Genomic DNA, 24,340 nt, shown 5'->3' with positions numbered 1-24,340 from the left:
AAGTATGTTTTTGATCCCCTATTTTCCGCTGCCCTCGCGCCCTGACACGGTGGTGCAGTTTCAGGCTCCCAATGTGGAGATGGCCACCTACTTCTGCAAGGCGCGGCCAGAAACTGAGGAGGCTGACACAACGGAGTACCTGAACAAGCTCCAGTTAGCTGACTCCTTCAGCGACTCAAAGACGTGGACAACCCAAGACCGCCGCACAGCGCTGTGGTGGATCTTCATCAACTCCCGCAAGGACGCCACCATTTCGTTTAACTACGACTGTGCGCACTGCGGCGAGGAGCATTGGCATGACTGCGATATGCGCGAGCTGGCGGAGGAGCTAGAGGTGCTGGCCTGCCCTGCTGAGATGCCGGCCGCGACGCTTAACGTACAGGGTGAACCGCATGAGTTTGTGGCAATGCCGCTCAATGGCCATGCCGTAGAGCAGCTGGAGCGCCTGCGCGCCTGCTTGCCGCCACGCGGAGGAGATATTGATCGCGCGCGGGCGTATGAGCGAGAAGTCAAAAACTTGCTGGTATGGGAGCTGGCCTACCAACTGCGGCTGGTGGGCGATACAGAACAGGATCCTGATAAGGCAGCCCAAATCCGTTACAACCTGATCAGCAAAATGGATCTGGGCACTGAGCTGCTGGCGCTGACGAACTATGTCGCAGATATGCAGGCCACCCTACGCCATGGTCTGAACATTGCCCATGAGAAAGGCCTGAGCACCATTTTGCTGCCACCTCATTACTGCCGCGCTGACAAGTTTAAGGAGGAAGCAGTGCGCCCATCTACGCGCCTGCTGGTGCCCTTTCGGAATCAGCAATTCATTCCAGACCTTGGCACCGGATCGCTTGCAAACCTTAGTTTTCAATCTGGCCTTGTATGGTGGTCAGCCGATCTCTGACATTGGCCGCCTGCCCGTCGATTTCGCCCTCGACCTTAACAACGCCCTAGCTGAAAAGCTCAAAACAAAAACCAAAACTAGGTAATCCTGAGTGGCCGAACAAAACGATAAAAACGCCCTGGTCTTTTCCGCAGTCATCGACTCGGTAGATAACGCCAGCTCGAAAGAGCTGGCAGCCCTGGGCAAAATTGAGCGCAAGCTTGATGGTTTGTCCCAGTCACCAGCTGGGCAATCTGTCTCATCTTCATCTGCTCCCCGATCCGCTTTACGCGCCCAAGAACGTAAAGAGGCACGTGAGCAAGAGCGATTGAACAGGCTCAAAGCCAAAAATAGTGCAAACCAAAACGCCACCAAAAGTACACAAAAAAGCGGTTATTTTGGTAACCAAAATGACAATAAAAGCGCACCACCTAATTCACAGACTGTTAGGCGTAACTTTGGTAACCAAAATGAGGCTAATGGGAAACCTAAAAGCAAACAAAATGCATCAGATAAACGTGAGACCAATAGGGAACCTAATGCAAACAAAAAGGCATCCAATAGCGGTAAATTTGGTAACCAAAATAACGACAGAAATGTAAACACTGGGCAAGACCGCGATGCTGCGCTTGCCCAGTTGCGCGCGTCATCACCAGCAGGTGGGCAAGCACGCGGCGCTAACGGGCGGTTTACGTCAGGAGATAAAGCACAGCAGAACCGTGACGAACAGCGCGCGCGCAATCAAGGGGCGCAGGATAAAAAGAACAACGCGGTGTTAACACGCATCGTCAAAATGCTTTCTGATGCCGGTGATCCCATGGATGCCGATGGCACTGACGCCGCCGGTGTGGCGACGGGCGGATCCTTCTGGCGAGCTGGCCGCGAGATCTATGGCGGTACAAAAGGCGTCGTGACAGGCGGGCATGGTGCCGTCAAAAAAATGCGTGATGTGCTCAAATCCGATAAGAAAGAGGCTGAAACGACAAGTCCAGCCAAGCGGCCTGGGCTGCTTAATCGCGCTTTCAGCCGCGCCGGCAAGACCAAAGACAGCTCCGCGAGCGTCATCGCGCGTAATGAGCAACGCGAACAACGCCAGGCAGTACAGCACCAAACTGACATCATCCAGAAGGGTGATGGGGAGATTGTCGATCGCCTTGACGAGCTGCTAAAGCAACATCACGGCTCGAAAGGTGGCGGTGGTATTTGGGCATTGCTGGGCGGCGCTGCCCTGGCCAAGCTTGGCAAAAAGCTGCTGGGCGGGCTGCTGACAGGCCTTGGCCTTGGCGCACTGACGAAGCTTATTCCAGGCCGCAAGAAAAAGCCTGGCCATGGCTTGGGCGGGCTGGGTGGCGGTGATGATTGCGGGTGCGATCTGCCCGAAGGGCATGACGGCAAGAAAAAGCGCAAGATGACCCGCAAGGAGCGCCGTGAGGCACGTCGCGCGCGACGTGAAGCCCGTAAGGCTGCCAAAACAGGCAAGAGTTCCGGTAAACCTTCCGCTGCCGCAGGAGCAGCCGAGGAGGCGGCTGGCGATCGGTCTGAAAAGCGTCCTGAAAAAGACAAGCCTAAAACCTCAAGCACCGAGTCAACTAAAAGCAAACCCAATGCAGCACCGGCTGAAGAGCCGGGCAAGCTGAAGCCAGTAGGGGAAGGGGTTGAAAAAACTGCGGGTAAAGAGGTAGTCGCAGCGGCTGAGGGCGTGGCAGAAAAGGGTGAAAAAAAAGTAGCGGCCAAATTGGCGGCCAAAACGGCAGCGAAAACCGCGCTCCGGGCAGTGCCGGTAGTAGGGCAAGTCCTTGGTGCCGGCTATGACGCGGTAACAGGCTGGAGGGATAAGGAAGGCCAGGCGGACGCCTTTAAGCTCAAAGAAGGCCAGGAGGCCAGCAAGCGGCAAAAGGCCGAATTTACGGCCGCCAATGTCCTGGATATGGGCGGCCTGGTCTCTGGCGGTGCGGGTCTGCTGGCTAAGGGCGCATCGGCCATGGGCTGGGACGGGGCGGCAAAGGCGCTAACATTCAACACGGGCGATATTGCGCGCGGGCTAGACAGTAAGGTAACAGCGGCCAAAACCCTGGCCTCCAAAGCCGGCGGTGCGCTGGGTATCGGCAGTGTTGCAGGCATGGCAGGTGCTGCTGGCGCGGTGGCAAGCAACCTCCCGGAACAGGCCGCTGAAGACCGCACTGACCAAGTTATCAAAGCCATTGAGGCCGGCGCTAACGCGACCACGAAAGCAGTAGGTGACCTGGCGAAAGCTGTGGGGTCAGGGGACTTCTTTGAGAAAGTGGGCGAGATGGGAAGCGAAGCGGCTTCGCAGGCAGAAAGCTTTGGTGCCCGCACCTATGCCCGTTTTACCCAGCCTGAGACAGATAACGTTAGCCCTGAGCTGAACATTGGTGGCAGCAACGCGGCAAACCGTAACTTCCGAAACAATAATTTTGGCAACCTGCAATATGCTGGGCAGGAAGGCGCGCGCCTGGAGAACGCCAACGCCAATGGGGAGCGCCGCTTTGCCCGCTTTGATACGCCGGAAGAAGGATTCCGGGCGCTGGCCAACCAGCTCACCAGCTATTCTGAGGGCACCTCCAAAGTTGTGGGTAACAAAAAGCTCCAGACTATTGGCGAGATTTTCCCAAACTTTGCGCCAGCAACGGAGAACGATACCCAGCGGTACATGGCCAAGTTGTCGAAGGACTTGAATGTTGGGGTGAACGACAAGCTGGATATGAAAAATCCAGAGGTGATGACAAAGCTTATGCGCGCCATCACCCAGGCTGAGGGGGGTGACCCGCAGGTTAAGGATGCCTACATCCAAAATTCGATCGGCCAATACCATGAGGGCAAGAATGGCCAGCCTGGCAAATGGGTCGGTGAATTTAACGACTCTACGTTAAGCATTATCAACCAAAAGCGCCATGAGCTGGGCAAGGCAGCGATTACCAAGGATGCTCAATTCTCAGGGCTGGCATCGGTGCACGGCAAGTCAGTCGGTGATGGTTCCTCATTGGCTAACTTAGCCAACGTTCCCCCGGCCGCCGGTGGGGAGGTTATCCAACATGCCCAGGCGGCCAAAAAGCCGCCCCATGAGGCGCAACAGCAGGATACGGCCACAAACACGCCACTGACACCGCTCCAGGCACAGATCCAGGCAGTGCACGACGCAGAGCAGGGCAAGGCATCCGCGCCGACCGCGCCGGCCACACCACTTCTGGAGCAAATCCAGGCGGTATACGATGCCGAGCATGGCAGGGCGTCCGCACCGGCCGCACCGACTACACCACTTCAGGAGCAGATCCAGCGGGTGCGCGATGCCGAGCAGGGTAAGGCGTCCGCGCCGGCCGCGCCGGCCACACCACTTCAGGAGCAAATCCAGGCGGTATACGATGCCGAGCATGGCAAGGCGTCCGCGCCGGCCGCGCCGGCTACACCACTTCAGGAGCAGATCCAGCGGGTGCGCGATGCCGAGCAGGGTAAGGCGTCCGCGCCGACCGCGCCGGCCACACCACTTCAGGAGCAAATCCAGGCGGTATACGATGCCGAGCATGGCAAGGCGTCCGCGCCGGCCAAACCGTCTGCGGCTGCTACCGCGACCGCGACCGCCAAAAATGCCCCGCTGTACACCAGTGCCAAGCTACCGCTTGAGAACTCATTCATGGGTCCAGTTATCAAAAAATTGGGCGGAGATAAGGTGCGCAATGCCGAAGGCCTGCGACACCAAAACACTGCCGCCCTGGCGCAATCCTTATTTGGGGGCGCGCCGCCGCCACGCCCAAGAAAGTCGGCCGCAGTTGGCCGACCGGGCATAGCTATTCCAGTCAGAATGCCCATGTTGCAAGACTTTTCGGCCAGCCACGTGCAGCCCAGCGTAAACGTGGCAAACAGCCAGCCGGCTTTCCCAAAAGAAGCCACTGCACTGTTAAAGAAAATGAGCGATACGCTGGACGAGATCCGTGGGCATACCAAGGATTCGGCAGAGAAGGCCGGCGACCAGACACCAAAGGCCAACACGCCACAGCCAGCGCCGCGCAATAGCGTACCGCTTTCCATTAACGATCCCTTAATGGCCAATGTGGCCAATAGCTGAGGAGGCTCAATATGAAAGAGATTGACCATCTCATGACCCTGGAAACAAACGGCCTGAAGGAGTACGGCGGCGAGCTGCAATCGAAAGCATCCCAGCTGCGGGAATGGCTGGATACACCCGTGGGAAGTGTGTATGGGCAGCCAAGCTGGGGCTGCATCCTGCATCAGTTTAAGCACCAGCCAATGGATTCGATCCGCGAACAGGTCAACGTTGAGTGCCGGTTGTTACAGAAGCTGTCACAGGACTTACCCAATCTGCGGATCACCGGCATCAGCTACGTGCCGCGCGCTATCGACTGGGCGCAATTAATCATCAAGCTCCCAGAAGGGACGATCAACACTGAGGTAACACCATAATGGCTATCCTGAGCCTATCCGCTGTCAAAGAAAAATTCGATGCCCTGGTGGAAAGCAACGAATACTGGTCCCAGTTTGCCGGATCCCAGTTTGTCACCATGTTGGCAACATTCATCGGCCAAATGGTTTACCGATGCCAGCAGTTCGCAGATGCAGCCCTCAGTGAGGGCTTTATCTCCACCGCAACGAAGCGCTCAAGCATCCTGGCGGCCGCTGAAGACCGGGGATATGTCGGCTCCCGGGTTGATCCGTCCAGCGGCTCCGCTGTCATCACCAACTTGACGAATATGGTGCTGACGGTGCCGCAGTACACTACATTTTTGTCCGATGACCAGTATCCGTATCTGACTATGGACGTGGTGAAGGTTCCGGCCGGCGGCACGGCTGAAGCCATGGTGAAGCAGCTGGAGATCGTGGAGGTTTCAACGACTGTGACGGAGGCGCAAGAGTTCCAGCAGGTGCTGCTGTCTCGCGCGCTGACAGAGGTGTGCTACAAAATCGATGTTTTGGTGACGATTGACGGCGAAACGACCACTTGGAAAAAAAGCACCATGTTTCGTCTGGCCACCAATGACAGCCAGGTCTATGTAGAGTTCTATAAACCCACTGAGCAGCTGGGGGTGCGCTTTGGTGACGGCACCATCGGCATGATGCCGCCGGCAGGATCTACCATCACATTGCGGGTTTGGTGCAGCTCGGGCGATGTCACCTTGCTGGCTGGCCAGACACTGACACCTTCAGATGATTCTGCCAGCCTGGCTGACGCCATGACGGTTAAAAGCCTTACCTCTATCACTGGCGGCTCTGATGTTGAAAGCACCGAAGTGACACGTAACCGCGCGCAGTATGCGCTGTCCTACGACAACCAGGTAGTTTGGGCTGAGGACTATACCTATTACCTGAAGCAGAACATACCGGCCAGCACCTGGTTAAGTGCCTGGGGGGAGGGAGAGCAGGAAAAGATTGATGGAGTGATGAAGCTCGAAAACATCAACCGGATCTTTATCTCCGGCTGGTATCCGGGCAAAACGCAGGCGCAGATGCAAGCATTGGTATTTGAGGCTTTGGCAACGGTGCCGAACGCCATGAACAAACGTTTCACCTATACCCCGCGAAGATGCTGCCTTTTACGCTGACGCTTACCGGTGAGATCCCTGCAAGCCTCACTGAGTCCGTCATCCTTGCTGACTTGAAAGCCGGCCTGGAAACCCGATTTGGCCGCGACTCTGCTGAGTTTGACCCCCATGGCACCGGTGATTTCAAACAGATCAAACTGAAAGACATCTGGGGCTTTATCAATGAGCAGGGCTATTTCGACGAGTTCACCCTCACAGTGGCCAACATGTTTTCCCCGAACGGTTATGACGAATTTGTCTACCTGGATGTTGGCGGTTCGACCTTCAATATCACCTATACGGAGGCCTGATCATGGGGTTAACCTCGGGCTGGTTTAAAAACCGGCTTACCAAAGCCAAGCAAAACTCCGTGATGCAAAGCGGCTTTGCGGACATTGTTGAGACGCTGTTTATTGACGCGGTAGAGCCTTACCTCGAGCGCCTGACCGAGAGAAAATCCTTCTTCTCAATGACGGATGAGGATCTTGACACCCGAATCAGCGAGATGGGGCAATTCTTTACCATCCGAGCGAGCGACGCCTCAAGTAAGCCGATGCTTTTGCAGCAACGGCTTGACGAGATCCACTTTAAAGGGACTCAACGCCCCATTATCCAGACCTTCTACCGCGAGTTCCATGGCGTCCCGATCACCTGGCAGCCTATCTATGCCCCGATAAACCAGGAGAAATATCCCTATGGCACCGTCCTGGTTTCTGAGGACAACTTGGAATCGGTAGGTAGTAACTATGGCGAGATGTTCTTGACCTCTCGGGGTGTGGTGAGCATTTCATATCAGGAGCTGACCGACCTGATCACAATAGGTAATAACCCAGATATTACTACAGTCGCTCAGGTGACTCAGGCGGCGCTTACCAAGTTTAAACAGGTGGTGGTGCCACTGTTACCCCTGCACGTGGTTTTTGGCGGATTACAGTTGCTCTATGAGTGGACAATTACAGAGCCGGAAGTCTCGGCCTATCTCCGGATAATCTCAGTGAGTGAGGAAATAGCGCCGCTGGTGGAAGTTACTGAGGCGGCCGTGCTGGAGACAGTGACCGTTGAGCTAGGGGAGATCGAGGCAATTGATCTCATCATCGAAACGCAGGATCTGGTGGCTTACGACGATGTGTTGCTGGATGGTTGGGAGATGGATCGCCTGAGCGGCATTGAAGGGGCTGACACCTAATGCTGGCCAAAGGTGAGATGCTAGTTTCCCTACACTCCCCATGACCTAACCAATTTGCCGCACGTCATGACGAATGCCTCCAGGCAGGGGCATTCGTCATGCCATGTGGTGCGCTCAACCTTCCATGCGGCCTGGCCGCTGGATTAGAGGACACCCAAAAATGACAACCGTAGTACCAGCCAGCCTCAGTAAGCTACAGCTGCTTTCTTACTACTACGCGCGGCGCGCGCAATCAGAGATTGGTGCCGGCCAGCGTTTTTTGCTGAAAACCGCCGTATTCGGTACGTCCTCCCTGGTCACCAAAAACAGTAAGGGCACGTATGACATTGCGTCTATCCCGAAAGATTTCACCCTGGCAAATCTCACCTCGCAGTTTGCGACCGCTAATCTTACCTTGTCTTATGGCAACGGGGTGATCACCATCAACGTCAGCCTCGATACCTCGACGCTGGCAGCAAACACCTCTTACCCATTTGATACGTTGGTGCTGTGCGATAGCGAAGGGGTGGCCTGTGGGGTGCTGTGCATTCAGCAGGATCAGCTATACCAAGGCAAAGGCTTTGTTTGTACGCTGAAATTGCAAACAGGCGGTGCATCATGAGTGATTCCGCGATCGTCACTGCAAAAAGTTTTCCGCAGCCCGAGACGCTTACGCTGATTTCTGATGTGCAGTTCCGGGAGCCGTACAGCTCGGCGGCCATCAACCGCAAGTTGCGCGGCATCATCGGGGCGGGGATCTACCAGGGCTTTACACCCTCGGCAGGCCGGGGTCTCAAGCTACTGATCAGTTCTGGCGCAGAGGGTGGCACCTGCTCATTCAACATCGGGGCATATTACCAGCTGACCGTGCGCCAACAGGCAGACGTGACGTTGACCCTTACCGCTGGTGCCAGCTGGGTAGTGGCGCTTCAGGCCACTTATGCCATCGGCACCGAAACGAGCCAGGTCAACAGTGGCTCGACCATTCAGGCGGCTGAGATAGTGATCTTGAAAGCCGGCACCGCGCTGGCCGGCAACCAATTGGAGCTGTGCAAGGTCACTATCCCCGCCGGAGCCACGCAGATCACCCAGGCCATGATCGATCAGTCCGGCCGGGTCATGCAAACCCTTGGTATTGAGCTGAGTTCGGCTATCGATAGCAGCAACGAAACCGTGGCCGCCAACTCCCTGGCAGTGAAGAACGCCATTGCCAAGGTCAATAGCGATATTTCCGCCTCAGTCACCACCAAAGCTTTGGCCGTGAACGGTGATATGACCGGAGTTAACGCTACGTTGACTGGCTCAATGCTGACAAATTACCGAATTGGCCTTGTGCGCAGTGATGGCTATAACCCATATATCACTTTCGCACGTACAGATTCGGTTGATGGGCTGGCACCTACGGCCGATATGTTAGTGCAGGGCATTTATGCTAAAACCAGTTCAACCTCTAACGATTTCAACGCGGGGCGCTCTCTTTCTGCCATCACCACGTATCACACAACTTCCGGTGGCGGTCGAATGTACTTGCAGGCGCGCAATGCCAGTAATGCCATCGCAGCGCAACTCGTTATCAATGGAGATACCGCCACCGGCACTTTCACAGGCGCACTGAAAGCTGAAGGCACACTATCAGTAGCTGGCGCATTGAGCGCGGCAGGGGATGTTTCCGCCTCCAAGGCATTGACGGTTGCCGGTGTAACCACCCTTGCCGGGAGTGTCAATGTCACCAATGGCCTGTCCGTCATGGGCGACAATATCGCTATGGTTCTTCGACCTGCCACTGCTGACACGGGCTATTACATCCGGGGGAAAAAATACGACGGGACGAGCCACTGGTATTTCGGCCAGGCGGCGAACAGCACAGATGCAGTCCAGTGGGGTAACTCCCTGGGCGGCAGTGCGATTGCCCTGGGGGCAGGTGGGGCGATCACGATGACCGGCGCGGTGTCTGTCAGCAGCGCCTTGAGCGCCAGCAGCGATATTACCGGCTCCGGGGCGCTGACCCTGACCGGTGCCGCAGTCCTGGGCAGTACGCTCAAAGTGAGCGGCGCAACCACCTTATCCAATACGTTAACTGTGGTTTCCGAGGCCGCATTTGGCGGCGGCCTGAATTTGGGTGGCACCTACACCGGTGGGGATTACGGCAAATCGACAGGCATCTATGGTGGCGCAGATGGGGCTTCAACCACCGCAAACAACATGCTGCTCAAGTCCTGGTATGGGATTGGGTTCTATAACACCAGCTCTGCTGGCACTCCCGGCATCACTGCCTACATCAACACGCGAACTGGTTATTTCTATACCACGGGTTCGATTGGCGCAGCAGGTTCATTAGCCGTAACTGGCACCACGACGCTTTCAAACTGGCTTAAGGTTACCGGTGCGACCACGCTTTCCAGCACCCTGGCCGTGACCGGTGCCGTGAGTGCAGGAGGTGACATTACCGCTTCCGGATCGCTGATCCTGACTGGCGCAGCTACGATGGGCAGCTCCCTGAATGTCACTGGCGCACTGAGCGGAACGGATGCCACGTTTACTCAATCAGTGGTCGCCAATTACCGCATGGGCGTTATCCGCAACGGTGGATTGCCTTACACAACCTACGCACGCAGTGATCTGCCTGATGGTACGTTGCCGACCGCAGATACTCAGGTGATGGCAATCCAGGCCAAGACTGGCTCTACCAACACTAACTTTGATGCAGGTCGGATCCTTGGGTTATTTTCAACGTTCTACACCACCCTGGGCGGTGGGCGGAATGTCATCCAGGCACGTAATAGCTTGAGCGCCGTAACGTCTCAGCTGACTATGGACGGTGACCAGGGCACGCTCTCGGTTGTAGGTGCTGTCAGCACTAATAGCACGCTCACTGTAGCAGGCAAAACCGCGCTTAACGGTGGCATGAACGTGGCTGGCGGTACAGTTATGCAGGCAGATAACGGCATCCTGTACCTCAAGCCAGCCACATTGGATAAGGCCTACTATATCCAGGCGCAGAAAGGCGATGGCACCCGGCACTGGTTCCTGGGGCAATCGGTAGATAGCAGTGATGTCGTCGTATTGAGCAGCTACCTGACCACCGCAAGTGTCCAGCTTTTCGACAATACCGTGAAGCTGACAGCTGCGACCGCAAGAACCAGCGCAGCGCTATCAACCACTACAGCATTAAGCGTGGGGACGGCGCTCACGGTAAGCGGAACGGCTCTTCTGGCCGGTTCCAGTACGGTTGTAGGTGGCACCCTGTCCGTTACAGGCTCCGCCACAATGGCCGGACCCCTTTATCTCAACAGCTGGGCACGTATCAAAGAACGGCCGACTGCTGCTCAAATTGATGCCCAGGGCATGTACCTCAGTTGGAACTATGTGGATGGTTATGGCCGGGCATCGTTCCTGAACCAGCGGGGCGGAGGTGAGGGGGATATGACTTCTTCAATGGCAGCAGTGGCGACGATCAGGAATTGATTGCCCGCTTCACAGCCGAAGGTGCTTTGCAGCTCAAGGAGGCCGCAAAGATCACCTCAAACGGCGATATTGAGGGGGCGGCCTGGAACAATGGTTTGCTGAGTGACTACTTGTCTACCGTCATCAATGGTGCCATTACCGGAATCCGCATGGGTGAGAGCGTGTTCATACACCTAAGCGGCCGGTTGAGGGAGATGTATGATGGTCATGTGATTACTGCTGGCGGCGATTTTGGGGCAGATGACGGCAGTTATTACTCCCGTCCACTGCAATATTACGTCAACGGCACCTGGTATACCGCAACCTATGTGAATGGCCTAACAACATACCCATCATGAAAAACTACGAGAAATTTACAAGCTATAAGCCAACGGTGATCACTTATACCGCCGCAGACAATCCCACGGCCGAGCAGCTCCAGGCCGCCAAGCAGAAGCAACGGCTGGTAGAAATCGGGGTGGCCTTTGCCTGCACTGAGGATGGCCAGGATTGGTATGAGGTACAAAAGACCTTCGCCAGTGACACAATGAAGGTGATGTACGAGCCTGATACCGGCGTTATCCGCTCTTATGGCATGGATGTCTCCGGGTTCTGGCCTCTCGGTTTTAGCATTGCTGAGGTGAGTGCGGACGCTGTGCCTGACGGCCTGACCCTGGATGGCTCCTGGGTGTATGCCAACGGGACTATCTCTGCGCGGATCTACACCACTGCGGATCTGGTAGGGCAGGCTGAGGCCACGCGCAATAAATTGCTGGCCAACGCCAACTCTACAATCAGCCTGTGGCAGACCGAGCTTGCGCTTGGCACCATCACTGACGATGACAAGGCGCTGCTGGTGCAGTGGATCACCTACATCAAGGCATTGAAGGCACTGGATCTTAGTGACGCGCCAAATATTGTCTGGCCTACGGTATAGCCCAAGGGAGGAGATGTAACTTGCGGTATTTTCACGCCCATCTTTTACAGGCGTGATACGCCATAAAATCGGAAGCTATATGAGCGCCCAAGACAGTTACGACGATGAACCGCAGTTTGGCTGGTACGCAATGATCCCCAACAATAGTGACGTTGTGGAGCTGGTTGTTGAGACTCTCAACACCTTCAAAATGCCAGGCTACACCCTGGTACTGATCCCGGAGGGCGTGGCCTGCGAGGCCGGCATGATTTACAACGCCGCAGATGGCACCTTCTCCTACCCAGTAGAAGAATCCGAAACATCCTGACGATTCATCATAAAACCCGCTCCGGCGGGTTTTTTTACGCCCGTGCGCCGGCAAGGGGAAATGCAACATTCCATAAAATCGGCCGCCATGACATAGGCGAACAGGAGTTAAAGGTGCTGCATACCACCGAATTTGTGCCGATTGCCATCGCCGTAGGCCTGTCTTTTCTGAGTGGTATTGGTGTGTTCCTCATGGGGATCAGAGAAGAACGGATTAAAGGGAGTTTTCTGGACTTCTTAACCGAAACGTCGATCGCCATCACCGCTGGGCTGATGGCTTTCTACATCGGGCGGCATCAGCAATTTGATGAATCCATCATCTACTTTTCCGTGCTGCTTACCAGCAACAACGGGAACGAGGTGATCCATATCGCCAAGCGCCTCAACAGTGAGGCCATTGGCAAAGTATTAACACAGCTCTTTAGCAAGGGGGGCAGATGATCGGTTTGCTTTTACTCTCCACTGCCGGGGCTTCGATGGTTTTCGATCGCTTTGTCATGAAACGGTCGAAAATCACCGGCCTGCGCGTGGGTGAACATAAGGTTGAAAAGGGGTATCTGCGGATCCCTTTCTTCTTCGACACCAAATTTAACCGCCTGAAGGGCGCGACCATCGAGTACACGTTACGTGATGCGCAGTTCCCGACCACGGTGATCACCGGCGGCCGCCGGACACTGGAGCACTCCCGCGCCGGCTCCAACTGCGAGTATCTGGATGTGGCAACCAGTAAAATCAGTACGAATGGTGCCTGGATCGTGCACGTGAAAATTGTGCATGGCGACTCCTTCTATAACCCGCTCTACCGCATTTTCCCCTGGACATGACCGTGGAAAAAAACCTGAACATCCAGATTGACCGGGATCCTGATAATGCCTAACTCCCATAGCCTCCATTCCAGCAATGGCCAGAAGTATGCCCAGCTCGACTTTGCCCAGGTGACCGAGAAGGGGTTAAAGCCGCTCATCGACGCCCTGACCAAGCAGGGCGTGACCGTTGAGAACGTTGAAGCCAGCAACCGCGCCACCAAAAAAGACGGGGTAGGCGTCAAACAGGCAGTGCTACGCTTCCAGGATCAGCAGCAAGTCACCGTGCAGGTGAACGACTCCGGCGACCTGGTGGGCTTCAAGCTCAACGGGAAATCCATCGGGGTGCAACACGCGGATACCATCACCAAGGTGGCCAGCTCCCTGGCCGGCGCGGTGAAACAAAACTCCCAAAAGTTCACGGATGGCCTGGCCAAGAAGGCCGCTAAGGTGGTGGACACTTCCAACACTCGCCCGGCCGTGAAATCCAACGTGCAGCGCCTCAAAGAGGCCAAGACGCGCCGTGATGCCCTGTCCAGCAGCGTCAGTGAGATGTCCAGCACCAATACCCGCCTGCAATCACAGGTTTCCTCTCTGACCCAAGGCATTGAGGCGCAGAAAACGCGCCTGAGTACCGCGCAAGGGGTGACCGTGCAACTGAAAGAGCAACTTAAAGCCCTGGAGGCCAGCAATGCTGCCTGATATCCGCATGAGCACCGGCATGGTGCTGCAAAACCGCCAGGACGTGGTGAACCGCCCCGTTCCGGCCGCCGCCATCGCTGCACTTTATCAGGGCGACGGCGAGCATTTCATGGTGGAATCTGTGAGCCTGGAAGACATCGAGGCCACTTATTTCTATGACATCCCCGTGATGGCTGAGGCCAGCGCCATGTTTGAGGCGGTGACCTCGACCCGGGCGCGCCTTTCCGGCACGATGCGCGCCTTTGTCCGCGCCCTGAACCAGGGACTTAACGGCACCGGTATCACGGCCGGCAACGATACCAACGGCGACACTGACGATGGCGGCCAGTCTATCGGTGGCGCGAACATCGGCCGGGTGCGCAAGGTACAAGGCCTGGCCGTTATGCCGGCGGTGATCCCGCTCTCGGATGGTCAGACGGTGACCCTGGTCTTTCACAGCCCTTCGGGCAATGTCGGCACCATTGCCGCCACTGACTCCCTGGTTGCGTTTCAGTTCCTGCTGAACAAGAAAGATGTCACCCATACCGTTTCCCCCTCCAACGGCCGCGATATTTCCCTGAAGCAGGTTACTCATGCCCTATCAAACCTGATTGAGCGAAACACCGCGAAGTTCCAACACGCCCAGGCCAAGCAGAAAATGCTCAAGGCGGAGCTGGACAACGTGCAGGAGGAGGGCGACAAATTGGAAGCTCAACAGGCCTCGCTGGTGGAGCAGGGGGACGAGCTGAAGGCTTCCAGCAATGACCTCTCGCAGCAGCTGCAACAGCTGACCCATCAGGCTGACCAGCAGGAAGAGCTAAACGAGGAGTTGCAGGCTGAATTGGCGGCTGCCCAGAAGAAAAAAGACGATGCAGCGGCACAAGTTTCCGAGCGCCAGGCGCGCGCCAGCGCCCTCGATGCCATCCGGGCAAAATCCGACTACAAAGACACGTATGTTGCCAACTGGGCTTTTAACCAGAATATCTCCACGGGTGATCTGGTTGACCTTGCCAGCCGTCTGGACTCAATCAGCGTAGGCGATCTGAAAGACCTCATCATGTACAAAGGCCAGGTATCTGACCTGGGCGATATCCCGGCGCTTAAGGCGCGCATGGGCACTTCCTCTGGCAACACCGATCCTGGTCCGCGCAAATTGTTCTGGTATGGTTTGCGCGCGCGCGCAGCTGGACCGGGGGCAATTCCGCAAGCTCCGAAACCTGTGGTTATTGCGACAGCTGAGGAGGCTGCAAGCCTTGCCATTGTGAAATCTAAGGATTTTGACCCGTCGAATTACCGCCATGGGGCTGTGGCTTATGTCTCGCCGCTCGACGAAAGCGACGTTGCTAATTACGAGCTGGTGGACTTCCAGAAAGTCCAGACGCAAGCCAGCATCACCGCCTTGCTGAATGATCTGATCCCTCTCATCAAGGCATATCAGGGCGATGAAAACCTCTTCTATCTGGACTACCTGAACAATAATGCTCCGAAGGCCGATGATCTGCCGCAAAGCATGAAGGATGCCGGTGGTTTCCAGGCTGTCCGTCAAAGCTATGGCGCTAAAACAACCCAGAAATTTATTGATCTGTTTAAGCAGGTGAAGAAAGACAATCCGCCTCCCGCCCCGCAGCCAACACCTGCCCCAGAGCCGGAGCCAGAGCCGACCCCCGCCATCTTAACGGGTGCCGACAAGCTGGGTGAGATGATCGGATACGCGGGTGATTTGGTCGCTGCCTGGGGCGAAACACGCAACTATAGCGATGATACCTTGCGAGAGATGGCGCACCAATTGGCCATGAATCCGTCTGCATCCAACGTTGCTGCTGTACACAATGCCGTGTCATTTGGCCAACCCTTCCCGACCCTGGCAGAAGGTGGTGGGGCAGCATCGACACCTGAACCGGAGCCGGCACCCGCGCCAGCTCCGGCACCTGAACCAGTCCCCGAGCCTGAACCCGCGCCGGAGCCAGAGCCAGAAGCAGATTCAGCCGCACAACAGGCCATTGACTACCTGAAGTCTATCGCCAGCTTGCAATCTGCTGACATTGTGGAGATCCGCAATGCGCGCGCCGCCGTGCGCCAGGCTATTGCAGCCCTGACCGATGCCGGCATCTATGACGAAAACGAAGACCTGGTAAACGCTGCCGCGCAACACCTGTCTGATCTGCTGGCCGCAGTCGCGCGGCAGGGGGGTTAACCATGGCTTTGACGGCATTAGAGCGCCTCGACCTCAATGACGAGCTGGATGCGTTACTGGAGCAGCTGACCACGGCCAAAGGCCTCGACCTGCTGGATCTGAATGACCAGATTGATGAAGTTCTGGTGAAGCTTGGCTATGGGGCTGCTGGCACACCGGCAGCCACGCCAGAGCCGGAGCCAAAACCTGAACCAGCCCCTGCGCCAACAGCTCCTGAAGAGGAACAGGGGGCACCTGAGATTGTGACCCGTTTCCTTGCTGGCGATTTTAAGCAGCAGCCGGTTGATGACTTCATATCGACGTTAAACGCGCTGGAGGCCTTCCAGGGCGCATTTATTACGTTAAATGACATCAAGGCAGGGGCAGTGCTTTGGATTCAACAGCGACCCGCTGAGGCGGCTTAACGGCGATTGTGACCCGCGCCCGGTGAGGCGGGTCACCCTGGAACAGAAAAAATGTTAAAAAATACCCTCAAAATGCCCAGGGCAAATAAGCAAACCCTGAGCATTATCAACGCCTGTGACTCCGCTTCTGAGGTTGCCCAAGCCATCAGCAGCTTTTGGGGCAGCGCCGGCGTCCGAGGCAAGCAGAATTTCATTGAAACCAAGCTCCTGGCATTGGTGCAGCAGGACTCGCCAAGCGATGCAGTAATTGATGCTTTTTTGAAGCTGGCCACCGCTACCATGGGCACCAGTTACAACACCGCAAAAAAAGCCCTGTTACCGGACGGCACAGGCGCATCATTTTGGGGCTTTGTCCGCAGCTGCACTGACATCATCGGCGTTCCTGGTTTAAGCCTGTCCGATGATAAAGCCTGGAAAATGTTTTTCGTCAACGGTGCTGCTTATCGTCTGCGGCCTGCTGTGGAAGCGCGAATGGCAGCGACCACACCACAAGAGATTGACGACAGCATTGAGAACCTCAAGGGCGTGCTCAAATTTATGCAGGAGTCAAACGGCTCCCTCAAAGGCTCATCAGTTGCTTTGCTCAAAAACCGTGTTGGGGATCTTCTTGATGGTGAGCTGGTGCGGATTTTTACGCTACTTGCTCCGCCTGTAGAGCAGGCCAGTGTCAGCCAGGACGAGGCCAATGCCGCGTATCAAACCAAAAAAGCGGATGGGGTGGCGCTGCTTTCTGGTTTGAATAGCCCCGCCGATGCCATGGTCAGCGCTGCAAAAGAGTATGTGGTCAATATGCTGGATCCTGCCAATGGTGATTCGCTCGAATGGTTAAACTTGAAGAACATGTTCGGGGATAAAGCGGGGGTAGTGAAAGATGCCCTCATTCAGGGGCGTTTTGGCTATGGTAACCCCCAGCGAAGAGATGGGTGCCGCAATTACTCATACGACGCTTCCTACGCCGCATCGTCGTGGCTTAAACAGTTTATGGGCTATTCACTTAGCAAAGTAACCCCCGTGATTGAGGAGCTGCGCCAGAAGCTGGAAAGCATGGATACCGTCAGCGATGAGGCTGCTGAGGAATGGGCGAATGGCATAAAAATCAGCAAAATGTTGATGTCTGAGTATGATGCAGCAGCTGGGGAAGGAGCGATGCTCCGTGACCTGGCAGCAGCATTCAAGCTGGCAGGCGGACGCATCAAGACGCTTAAGCAAATAGACCTGCATCGCAAACGCTCTTATGCCAGCCGTTCCAAGCAGAGCATCTCGCTCAACCCTACGGGCGGCAAGCGTGTCCTGTGGCATGAGATCGGCCATCACTTTGAGTATTCCAATCCGGATTATCTCAAGTTGGCTTTGGCCTTCCTGACGGAGCGGGCAGGAGGTTCGACTACTGCCATTGCATCACTCAGAAAATTTTATGCTGGCGCTAATTTTGACAAAGATGAGGCTGCAATTATCGATAATTTTGCATCGCCTTACATTGGCAAGATCTATGGGGCAAAAGATGTCCATGGTGCCAGAGCAACAGAAGTGTTTTCTACCGCCTTTGAGTACCTGGTGGGTAGCCAGGCAGGGGCGGTTTCCCTGGTCAATGGTGACGGGCTGCTTGAGTTCGCCGCCGGCATTTTGAAAGAGGTACATGGAATATGATCGAGATTCAAATCAGTACCGGATCCCAGCATGGGGTATTGGCGTTTCATGGCGATGAGGTGACAGAGCCATGCCAGTTCGATGTGTCTGGGGATTTTGCCTTTGAGGATATCGACGCAATGGTCGGTATGATCACAATGACCGCTGAAGCAGGGGCACAGGGTATCTATCCATTACGCGGCAATGTCGCCCAGCCGTTCGCGCTGATCCGCGCGCTGGACATGTGCGCGATCTCAGTGGCTGGCTTGCCGCAGGATTGGGTGGATGAGCTGGAGTCGATGGAGGAAGAGCACCGCCAGCGCCTTGAGGAGGGCGATGTTTGCTAAAGCCCACGGGCACAGATGTAACTTTGGGTAATCTGCGCAAAAGGAAAAGGACTCTGAAAAGAGTCCTTGTTGCTACATGAGGATTTACGCCAGCGAATATCCCAAAAGTTATATCTGGAGTAAATATGACTGCAAACCTCACAGCATTCATGAAGATGCTGCGCTTTTCTGAAGGCACCCTTCACCATCCCCTGACCACCAACGGCGGCTATGATGTCATTGTGACCGGCATCGACGGTAAGCCAGAGGTATTCACCGACTACACCGATCACCCCTTTGCCAGTGGCAGAACGGGGAAGGTTTTCAACCGCAATGGGCAGCGCTCCACGGCGTCAGGTGCTTACCAGCAGCTTTATCGCTGGTGGCCAGCCTACAAAAAGCAGCTCGGCCTGAAGGATTTCAGTGCGGCCAGCCAGGATCTGCTGTGCATTCAGCTCCTAAAGGAGCGATCGGCACTGGCTGATATCGAAGCCGGCCGTATCACGTCAGCTGTCAAGAAGTGCGCCAATATCTGGGCAAGCCTGCCAGGTGCCGGCTATGGCCAGCATGAGAACGACCTCAATCGCCTCCTGAAGGCCTATCAGGACTTTGGCGGCAAGCTTACCGGCTGATCCGTCAGCGCGCGCCCTATGCAATGTAGGGCGCTTCTGAGCGCTATCAGGCACTTATCCACTTATCCACTGGTTAGATCAATTCTTTTATTTCAATTAAGATCAAAACAAGATCAATAAAGATCACCTAGCTTGTATCTATATGATTTTAATAATAAAAAAGGCACTTTGTGTATTTACTTACACGTAAAATGTATTTACTTGCACGATCTAAGTATTTACTTGCACGTAAAATGTATTTACTTTCACGTACCATATGTATTTACTTACACGTTGAATGCTAAATTCTCATCATAGGTGTGGATAAATGGAAAAGAACGCTGAAAACAACGAATTAGGTAATCCATTTGCGGTGGTTAGGAAGGAGTCTGGCACAGTTTATGAACTAGTACCTAATAGCCATAAGACTGTGCAACCAGTAGCACTGTTACGCTTAAGCGTATTCACACCTGTTTCCCCAAAAAACAAGGGAAAGCGTGATTTTCAGATTGATGCATCTGAAGAGTTGTCTAGCCTTGAAGTTGCACGCCAGGAGGGATATTCGAACATCAAGATTCAAGGTGCAAAATTGAATATGTCTACTGATTTCAAAACATGGATAGGCATCATATCTGCATTCTCAACTTATGGATTTTCAAGCGAAAAGATAAACCTCCCTTTCGTTGAGTTTGCTAAGCTATGTGGTATCAAATCAGTCGATATCAAAGCGCGCTTGCGTACTCGCTTACACGACTCACTATTCAATATCTCAAGCCTTACACTCGCCTTCAGCTCCAAAGATGGACAGAAATCTATGATCACTCACCTGGTTCATAGTGCTGTTTTAGACATCAAAAACGATACCGTAGAAATCATTGGAGACAAGCGGTTATGGGAGCTTTATCGATATGACCATAAAGTGTTGCTAGGGCTTAAGGCATTAGCTGAGTTGGCGAAGAAAGAGGCTGCACAATCCCTTTATATCTACTTCGAGAGTATGCCTAGCGGAACTTTATTCATATCAATGAAAAGGTTACGTGAAAGATTAGCTATGGAATCCCCAGTTAATGTGCAAAATCAGATCATTCGCCGTGCCCTGGCTGATTTAGAGAAAATTGGATATTTATCATACAGTGAGACGAAGAAGGGTAGAGAAATACAGTTTATCATTTTCGAGCGTCATCCTAAGTTAAAATCCTTAGATATCATCGAATAAGACCAAAAGAATTTAGTAGCACGTTGGCGTCGAAAAGGTATTTACAAGCACGTAATCATTCATGAAATGTATTTAGTAACACGTTCTTGTATCTTGGTGGCCTCGAAAAGCTTAATTTATGAGCAATCCTGAGCCATATCTTCATGCGAATGTATTTAGAAACACGTGAAAGTACAGATTGTAGCCTTGTTAACGTGTAACTAAATACATTCTGAACTTCTATCGAGGTTCACACCCCCCTTATACGTGCAAGTAAATATAATGTGACCTCGATCGCATATGTATACGTGCTACCAAATACCTAAACACATCGAGCGGCTGAATGCCCCACCAGCACACATCGAAAGCTACCTGCATTACTAGCCTGTCACCTTCTCTCACCACTTCACGTCCAACTCCTTGAGAATTCTCTACTTGTTACTCATAACCCCATCAAAAAACATTATTTTAATATTAAAGTAATGTTTAATAATGCTCTTTCACTGTATTCTGGTTTATTGACAGCGCATCTGGGCGAGGTAACATGATGATGTCGATTGAGGTTTTTTAATATTAAAAAGGATGAAATTAATATGATACTGACCGTGGGTAACACCAAAGGTGGAGTGGGTAAAACGACACTTGCTATCAACATTGCAGCTGCGCGAGCAAAGCAGGGACGGGATGTGTTGCTGATCGATGGTGACCGTCAGGGTACAGCCCAAACCGCGATAGGCTTCCGGGCAGAACGTGAGGACTTGCCGGGCATCGCCTGTGCGGCATACCCAGATGGCTCTATCCTCCGCTCCCAGCTGCTCCAGCAGCGCGGGAAATATGACGACATCATCATTGATGCGGGCGGGCGCGACTCCACCGCTCTGAGGGCTGCGCTGATCCTGACTGACGTCCTACTTGTTCCTTACCGCCCCGGCAGTTTTGACGTTTGGGCGCTTGAAGACATCTCGGAGCTGATTAAAGAGGCTCGGAGTATGCGCGATGACCTCATTGCCTACACCATCATCAACGCGGCCGATGCCAACCCTCACTCTATCGACAACCGTGAAGCCGCTGAAATCATCACCGACTATACCGAGCTGGCATTTTTATCCACCCCCATCGTCGGCCGCAAAGCGTTCTCCAATGCCGCAGGCGGTGGCATGTGTGTACAGGAATATAAGCCCATTGACCCCAAAGCATCAGCAGAGCTTGAGGCATTGGTAAAAGCATTGTTTAACGATTAAAATACAGGTTTTTAATATTAAGGTGATATTAAATGGCGATTAATAAGCTGCCTAAAAAAGCGACCCCTTCTGAGGTGGAGCAGGAGAAATTCATCAATTCAGCGCCTGATGGAGTTGAGGTGAAGAAGAAGGGCGTGATGAAAGGTAAGAAGCAACAGATCACCTTTACCATCGACCCGGAAGTGCTGGAGAAGCTTGACGCCCGGAGCGCTACCGAAGGAGTATCACGCGCCGCGCTCATCAACATCGCTATTCGACAGTTGCTGAATAAAGGGGCAACGGTAGGGGGCGAGTAACCGCCTGTCCACATCCCAGGATTATGGCGATGCCTTGTCAACCGAACAATCCTGATGAAAGCCCGCAACGTGCGCGGGCTTCTACAAAGCATCCTCTCTGCTCAATACTCATTTTCCCTTTTGCTTAGCATTACCTTTCCCGCCTCCTGACTCCGCCCCTGTAACCTTGCTCGGCCAGTTTCCGCCCGGATCTGGATGGTCAGACTGGGGCTTGGAGGCTCCATTGGATAATGACTGACCTTTGCTACTGCCGCTGCCGCTTTTGGACATGACATACTCCTCTCGTTACAGAAAAGGGTGAAAATCAAGTATGGCTGTCTGCCACTGAAGGGGATGCGAACCGATGAATATGCGTGTAAAAAAATGCAAATGGCAACTGTTTTAGTGTTTTTTAATATTAAAAAACATTGAAATAATGGCTTGTTGTTTTACTGCCCTGTCCAGCTGCCACCAGCACATGACCCGCATATAATGCTTTTTACTGAAAGGCTCAGAGTTAGTGAGCTATCTTCAGTCAAGGATAACGGAGCTGGTGAAAAAACATTCAGGGAAATGGTTATTAAGATGAAATGAATGTTTTTTAATATTAAAAAACTTCAAATTAACGTCTTTTAATGGGGGGAGTACTCTGACAGCCTGTAGCCACCAGCTGGGTACGGAGCATAAAAAAGCCCGCGCTTGGCGGGCAAAATGAGTTGAGCATAAAAGGGAAGTTAGGCGCTTTTCTGAATCTCGTTACGCGCCACGGCGGCCAAAAAGCCGCTGCGAGAGCCGTAGGCTGGATGGGTTGCTACATACTGGTCAATGCGCGCGATCAGATTCTGCGGCAATGTGATATTTAACTTAATGCTCTTGCCGTCATACTTGGACAAGTCAACGTTCACATAAGCCCAGACACCATCTACGCAGCTGTCATTGCTTTTGTGAAACTCGATAGTGTTGGCGACAGGTAACGCCTGTCCCTCATCCGCCAAGAACTCTAGATGCGCGTCAATGGCTGCATCAGCGTCTTGAATGGTTGCGTCAATGGTTGCACCAGCGAAGTAGCATCCTGCAATGTCCGGCACGAACCCGGAGTAGGTGCCACTTTCAGCCTGATGAATGTAGATTGGAAAAATCATAATTAAACCTCTAGGTTCTTAAAAGGGCGCGCTGGGCGCGCCACTTGTTTACAGCCTTTTGAGAATGTCGCGCAATGTACCTGTCGCTACGTCTTTCTCTGGATGGGGGACGGTAATAATGTCTACTCGCCCCACCTTGGTATAGGTGTGATGGCTTCCTTTCACACGCTTTAAAACCCACCCGTGTTGCACTAGCAACTTCATCAATTCCCTACTGCTCAAACTACCTCCCATGTGCTCAACTCGGAAATGATTATACCCACCAATAACCACCAATGCAACTAATTTAGTGGTTATTGGTGGGTATTTGTTAGGCGCATAAAAAAGCCCGCGCGAGGCGGGCAAATATCCGGGTTACTATGGATACTTAATCATGGATGTGCACCATTGATCATGGCAGGCGCGAGGGATTTTGCCACGCCTGGTCCCATAAACGTGAGGCACGTCAAGCCTAGGGCTTTCCCATTGCCGGGCATGGGTGAGGGCTGCTATTCTTTAGGCGACTCTAAGGCATCGCACTGTATTGCCCCCGCGTGAGCGGGGGGTAACTCATTGACCAAGTAAAGGCAATTGCGCGCTGCTACCAGCCTGTACTGGTGCTGTAGAGTAGAAAAAGGCCAGTCTACTGACTGGCCTTTTTTACGTTGCTGATCTAGCGGGGGTCTATCCTGCCACTGACCTACCCAGTGATTTACTTTGAAGCAGGATAACCTTGGCCTTTCTTCCATGCGGCCTTGAGCTGCTTCCAGCGAGCCATGAATACAGACTTGTCCGCGCGATCCAAGCCAAAAATCAAACCGATTTCATCTTCGTTTTTTCCTTCTTCTTCTATCTTCACGTTGACAAAATCCTGCTCAAGATCTGCTTCTGCCCACTCGATAAAATCGCGGGGACCTTCGATGGACATCAAAATGCGGCCATCGCGCGCCTCTCCGTCTCCTTTCGTTAACTCATAGGCTCGGGCAAGCAGTTTCCGCTTGGGCTGTACTGATGCCATCTGGACACCTTCCACCAGCATCAGGTTAGTGGTAGTAGACTCAATAATTGCTGTATTCATGCTTTTTCCCTGCAACGTGTAGCGCTCCCCAGCGGACTGGGGAAGGGGTGCGATTATGCCGTCGTCAATTGCTCAGGGCGGCAGTCATAGAGTTTGGCGAACTTCTCCAGCGTTGCCGCATGGGGGCGCTCACTCTTCTCTATTTTGGAGATGCCAGCTTGGGTGATCCCCAGCGCATCGGCGGCCTCTTTTTGGGACATGTTGCGATGGATACGCCATGCCGCCAGTAGCGTGACACCTTTTTTGATGGAGATGCCGACAACTTCAGTTGGGATGGTTTCTGAATCATTTTCACCGGCTTCATAGGGGATATCCTCCCATTGCTCCGGGATATCAGCACTCGCTGCAAGGCGGTTGAACAGCCCGATTTCCACCACTACATGGGTGCGGTTACCTTCAGCATCGGTCAAGTATTGAACTTCAATCATAATTCCCTCAACTTGTTAAAGAGCGTGTTCCCTGCGGAATAACAACAATATAACCTTTTGTGGGTTGTTTAGCAAG

The 24,340-nt window shown here is 53.8% G+C and carries 26 protein-coding genes; 22 read left to right on the top strand and 4 right to left on the bottom strand.

What is annotated here, in order from left to right; all coding sequences use genetic code 11:
- Positions 1-4: 4 nt before the first annotated feature.
- From C1N62_RS21700 to C1N62_RS21600, 22 genes are all read left to right on the top strand, one after another.
- Positions 5-898: a morphogenetic protein gene (locus tag C1N62_RS21700; protein WP_137765821.1), complete on the top strand. Its 894-nt coding sequence runs from the start codon at positions 5-7 to the stop codon at positions 896-898.
- 91 nt (positions 899-989) lie between these two features.
- A complete protein-coding gene (locus C1N62_RS21695) occupies positions 990-4,958 on the top strand; it encodes a hypothetical protein (RefSeq protein WP_137765820.1) in 3,969 nt (1,322 codons plus the stop codon).
- A gap of 11 nt (positions 4,959-4,969) precedes the next feature.
- Positions 4,970-5,314, top strand: a complete 345-nt coding sequence (locus tag C1N62_RS21690) for a hypothetical protein (RefSeq protein ID WP_137765819.1) — start codon at positions 4,970-4,972, stop codon at positions 5,312-5,314.
- Positions 5,314-6,450: a bleomycin hydrolase gene (locus C1N62_RS21685; protein WP_240775859.1), complete on the top strand. Its 1,137-nt coding sequence runs from the start codon at positions 5,314-5,316 to the stop codon at positions 6,448-6,450. The genes C1N62_RS21690 and C1N62_RS21685 overlap by 1 nt, the downstream gene beginning before the upstream one ends.
- Complete coding sequence (locus tag C1N62_RS23395; protein ID WP_240775858.1) at positions 6,432-6,740, top strand: hypothetical protein; 309 nt, start codon at positions 6,432-6,434, stop codon at positions 6,738-6,740. The genes C1N62_RS21685 and C1N62_RS23395 overlap by 19 nt, the downstream gene beginning before the upstream one ends.
- 2 nt (positions 6,741-6,742) lie before the next feature.
- Positions 6,743-7,615: a phage tail protein gene (locus C1N62_RS21680; protein WP_137765818.1), complete on the top strand. Its 873-nt coding sequence runs from the start codon at positions 6,743-6,745 to the stop codon at positions 7,613-7,615.
- A gap of 160 nt (positions 7,616-7,775) precedes the next feature.
- Positions 7,776-8,216 carry a phage tail protein gene (locus C1N62_RS21675; protein WP_137765817.1) on the top strand — a complete coding sequence of 147 codons (441 nt, stop codon included), beginning with the start codon at positions 7,776-7,778 and terminating at the stop codon, positions 8,214-8,216.
- Positions 8,213-11,059, top strand: a complete 2,847-nt coding sequence (locus C1N62_RS21670) for a tail fiber protein (RefSeq protein ID WP_137765816.1) — start codon at positions 8,213-8,215, stop codon at positions 11,057-11,059. Before C1N62_RS21675 ends, C1N62_RS21670 begins: the two co-directional genes overlap by 4 nt.
- Positions 11,056-11,397, top strand: coding sequence for a hypothetical protein (locus tag C1N62_RS21665; protein WP_137765815.1), 342 nt, complete (start codon positions 11,056-11,058; stop codon positions 11,395-11,397). The genes C1N62_RS21670 and C1N62_RS21665 overlap by 4 nt, the downstream gene beginning before the upstream one ends.
- Positions 11,394-11,975: a tail fiber assembly protein gene (locus tag C1N62_RS21660; protein WP_137765814.1), complete on the top strand. Its 582-nt coding sequence runs from the start codon at positions 11,394-11,396 to the stop codon at positions 11,973-11,975. Before C1N62_RS21665 ends, C1N62_RS21660 begins: the two co-directional genes overlap by 4 nt.
- A 79-nt stretch (positions 11,976-12,054) precedes the next feature.
- The gene (locus C1N62_RS21655) at positions 12,055-12,282 is read left to right on the top strand and encodes a hypothetical protein (RefSeq protein WP_137765813.1); all 228 of its coding nucleotides are present in this window, start codon (positions 12,055-12,057) and stop codon (positions 12,280-12,282) included.
- A 113-nt stretch (positions 12,283-12,395) separates the two neighbouring features.
- Positions 12,396-12,722: a holin gene (locus C1N62_RS21650; RefSeq protein ID WP_137765812.1), complete on the top strand. Its 327-nt coding sequence runs from the start codon at positions 12,396-12,398 to the stop codon at positions 12,720-12,722.
- Positions 12,719-13,105: a lysis protein gene (locus tag C1N62_RS21645; protein ID WP_137765811.1), complete on the top strand. Its 387-nt coding sequence runs from the start codon at positions 12,719-12,721 to the stop codon at positions 13,103-13,105. The genes C1N62_RS21650 and C1N62_RS21645 overlap by 4 nt, the downstream gene beginning before the upstream one ends.
- A gap of 45 nt (positions 13,106-13,150) precedes the next feature.
- Positions 13,151-13,786, top strand: coding sequence for an odaE (locus C1N62_RS21640; protein ID WP_137765810.1), 636 nt, complete (start codon positions 13,151-13,153; stop codon positions 13,784-13,786).
- Complete coding sequence (locus C1N62_RS23250) at positions 13,776-15,959, top strand: hypothetical protein (RefSeq protein ID WP_168195930.1); 2,184 nt, start codon at positions 13,776-13,778, stop codon at positions 15,957-15,959. The genes C1N62_RS21640 and C1N62_RS23250 overlap by 11 nt, the downstream gene beginning before the upstream one ends.
- 2 nt (positions 15,960-15,961) lie before the next feature.
- Positions 15,962-16,363: a hypothetical protein gene (locus tag C1N62_RS21630; protein WP_137765809.1), complete on the top strand. Its 402-nt coding sequence runs from the start codon at positions 15,962-15,964 to the stop codon at positions 16,361-16,363.
- Positions 16,364-16,414: 51 nt separating this feature from the next.
- Positions 16,415-18,010, top strand: a complete 1,596-nt coding sequence (locus C1N62_RS21625; RefSeq protein ID WP_137765808.1) for a hypothetical protein — start codon at positions 16,415-16,417, stop codon at positions 18,008-18,010.
- Positions 18,007-18,336 (top strand): hypothetical protein, encoded by a 330-nt coding sequence (locus C1N62_RS21620; RefSeq protein WP_137765807.1) that lies wholly within the window; start codon positions 18,007-18,009, stop codon positions 18,334-18,336. The genes C1N62_RS21625 and C1N62_RS21620 overlap by 4 nt, the downstream gene beginning before the upstream one ends.
- A 125-nt stretch (positions 18,337-18,461) precedes the next feature.
- Positions 18,462-18,947: a glycoside hydrolase family 104 protein gene (locus tag C1N62_RS21615; protein WP_137765806.1), complete on the top strand. Its 486-nt coding sequence runs from the start codon at positions 18,462-18,464 to the stop codon at positions 18,945-18,947.
- 307 nt (positions 18,948-19,254) lie between these two features.
- Entirely contained in the window at positions 19,255-20,142 is an 888-nt protein-coding gene (locus tag C1N62_RS21610) for a RepB family plasmid replication initiator protein (protein ID WP_137765805.1), read from the top strand.
- Between the two features lie 572 nt (positions 20,143-20,714).
- Complete coding sequence (locus C1N62_RS21605; RefSeq protein WP_137765804.1) at positions 20,715-21,362, top strand: AAA family ATPase; 648 nt, start codon at positions 20,715-20,717, stop codon at positions 21,360-21,362.
- 32 nt (positions 21,363-21,394) lie between these two features.
- Complete coding sequence (locus C1N62_RS21600) at positions 21,395-21,658, top strand: ribbon-helix-helix domain-containing protein (protein WP_137765803.1); 264 nt, start codon at positions 21,395-21,397, stop codon at positions 21,656-21,658.
- Between the two features lie 713 nt (positions 21,659-22,371).
- Here C1N62_RS21600 and C1N62_RS21595 read toward each other — a convergent pair.
- From C1N62_RS21595 to C1N62_RS21580, 4 genes are all read right to left on the bottom strand, one after another.
- Positions 22,372-22,779, bottom strand: a complete 408-nt coding sequence (locus tag C1N62_RS21595; protein WP_137765802.1) for a type II toxin-antitoxin system HicB family antitoxin — start codon at positions 22,777-22,779, stop codon at positions 22,372-22,374.
- 48 nt (positions 22,780-22,827) lie between these two features.
- Positions 22,828-22,983 carry a type II toxin-antitoxin system HicA family toxin gene (locus C1N62_RS21590; protein WP_370465629.1) on the bottom strand — a complete coding sequence of 52 codons (156 nt, stop codon included), beginning with the start codon at positions 22,981-22,983 and terminating at the stop codon, positions 22,828-22,830.
- Positions 22,984-23,470: 487 nt separating this feature from the next.
- Positions 23,471-23,836 (bottom strand): hypothetical protein, encoded by a 366-nt coding sequence (locus C1N62_RS21585; protein WP_137765800.1) that lies wholly within the window; start codon positions 23,834-23,836, stop codon positions 23,471-23,473.
- 53 nt (positions 23,837-23,889) lie between these two features.
- Positions 23,890-24,264: a helix-turn-helix domain-containing protein gene (locus tag C1N62_RS21580; RefSeq protein WP_137765799.1), complete on the bottom strand. Its 375-nt coding sequence runs from the start codon at positions 24,262-24,264 to the stop codon at positions 23,890-23,892.
- Positions 24,265-24,340 lie beyond the last annotated feature (76 nt).

It is taken from the genome of Nissabacter sp. SGAir0207, assembly GCF_005491205.1.
Taxonomy (GTDB): Bacteria; Pseudomonadota; Gammaproteobacteria; order Enterobacterales; family Enterobacteriaceae; genus Chimaeribacter.
Note: the sequence above shows the minus strand (reverse complement) of the source record. Positions and strands in the feature narration are given on the sequence as shown.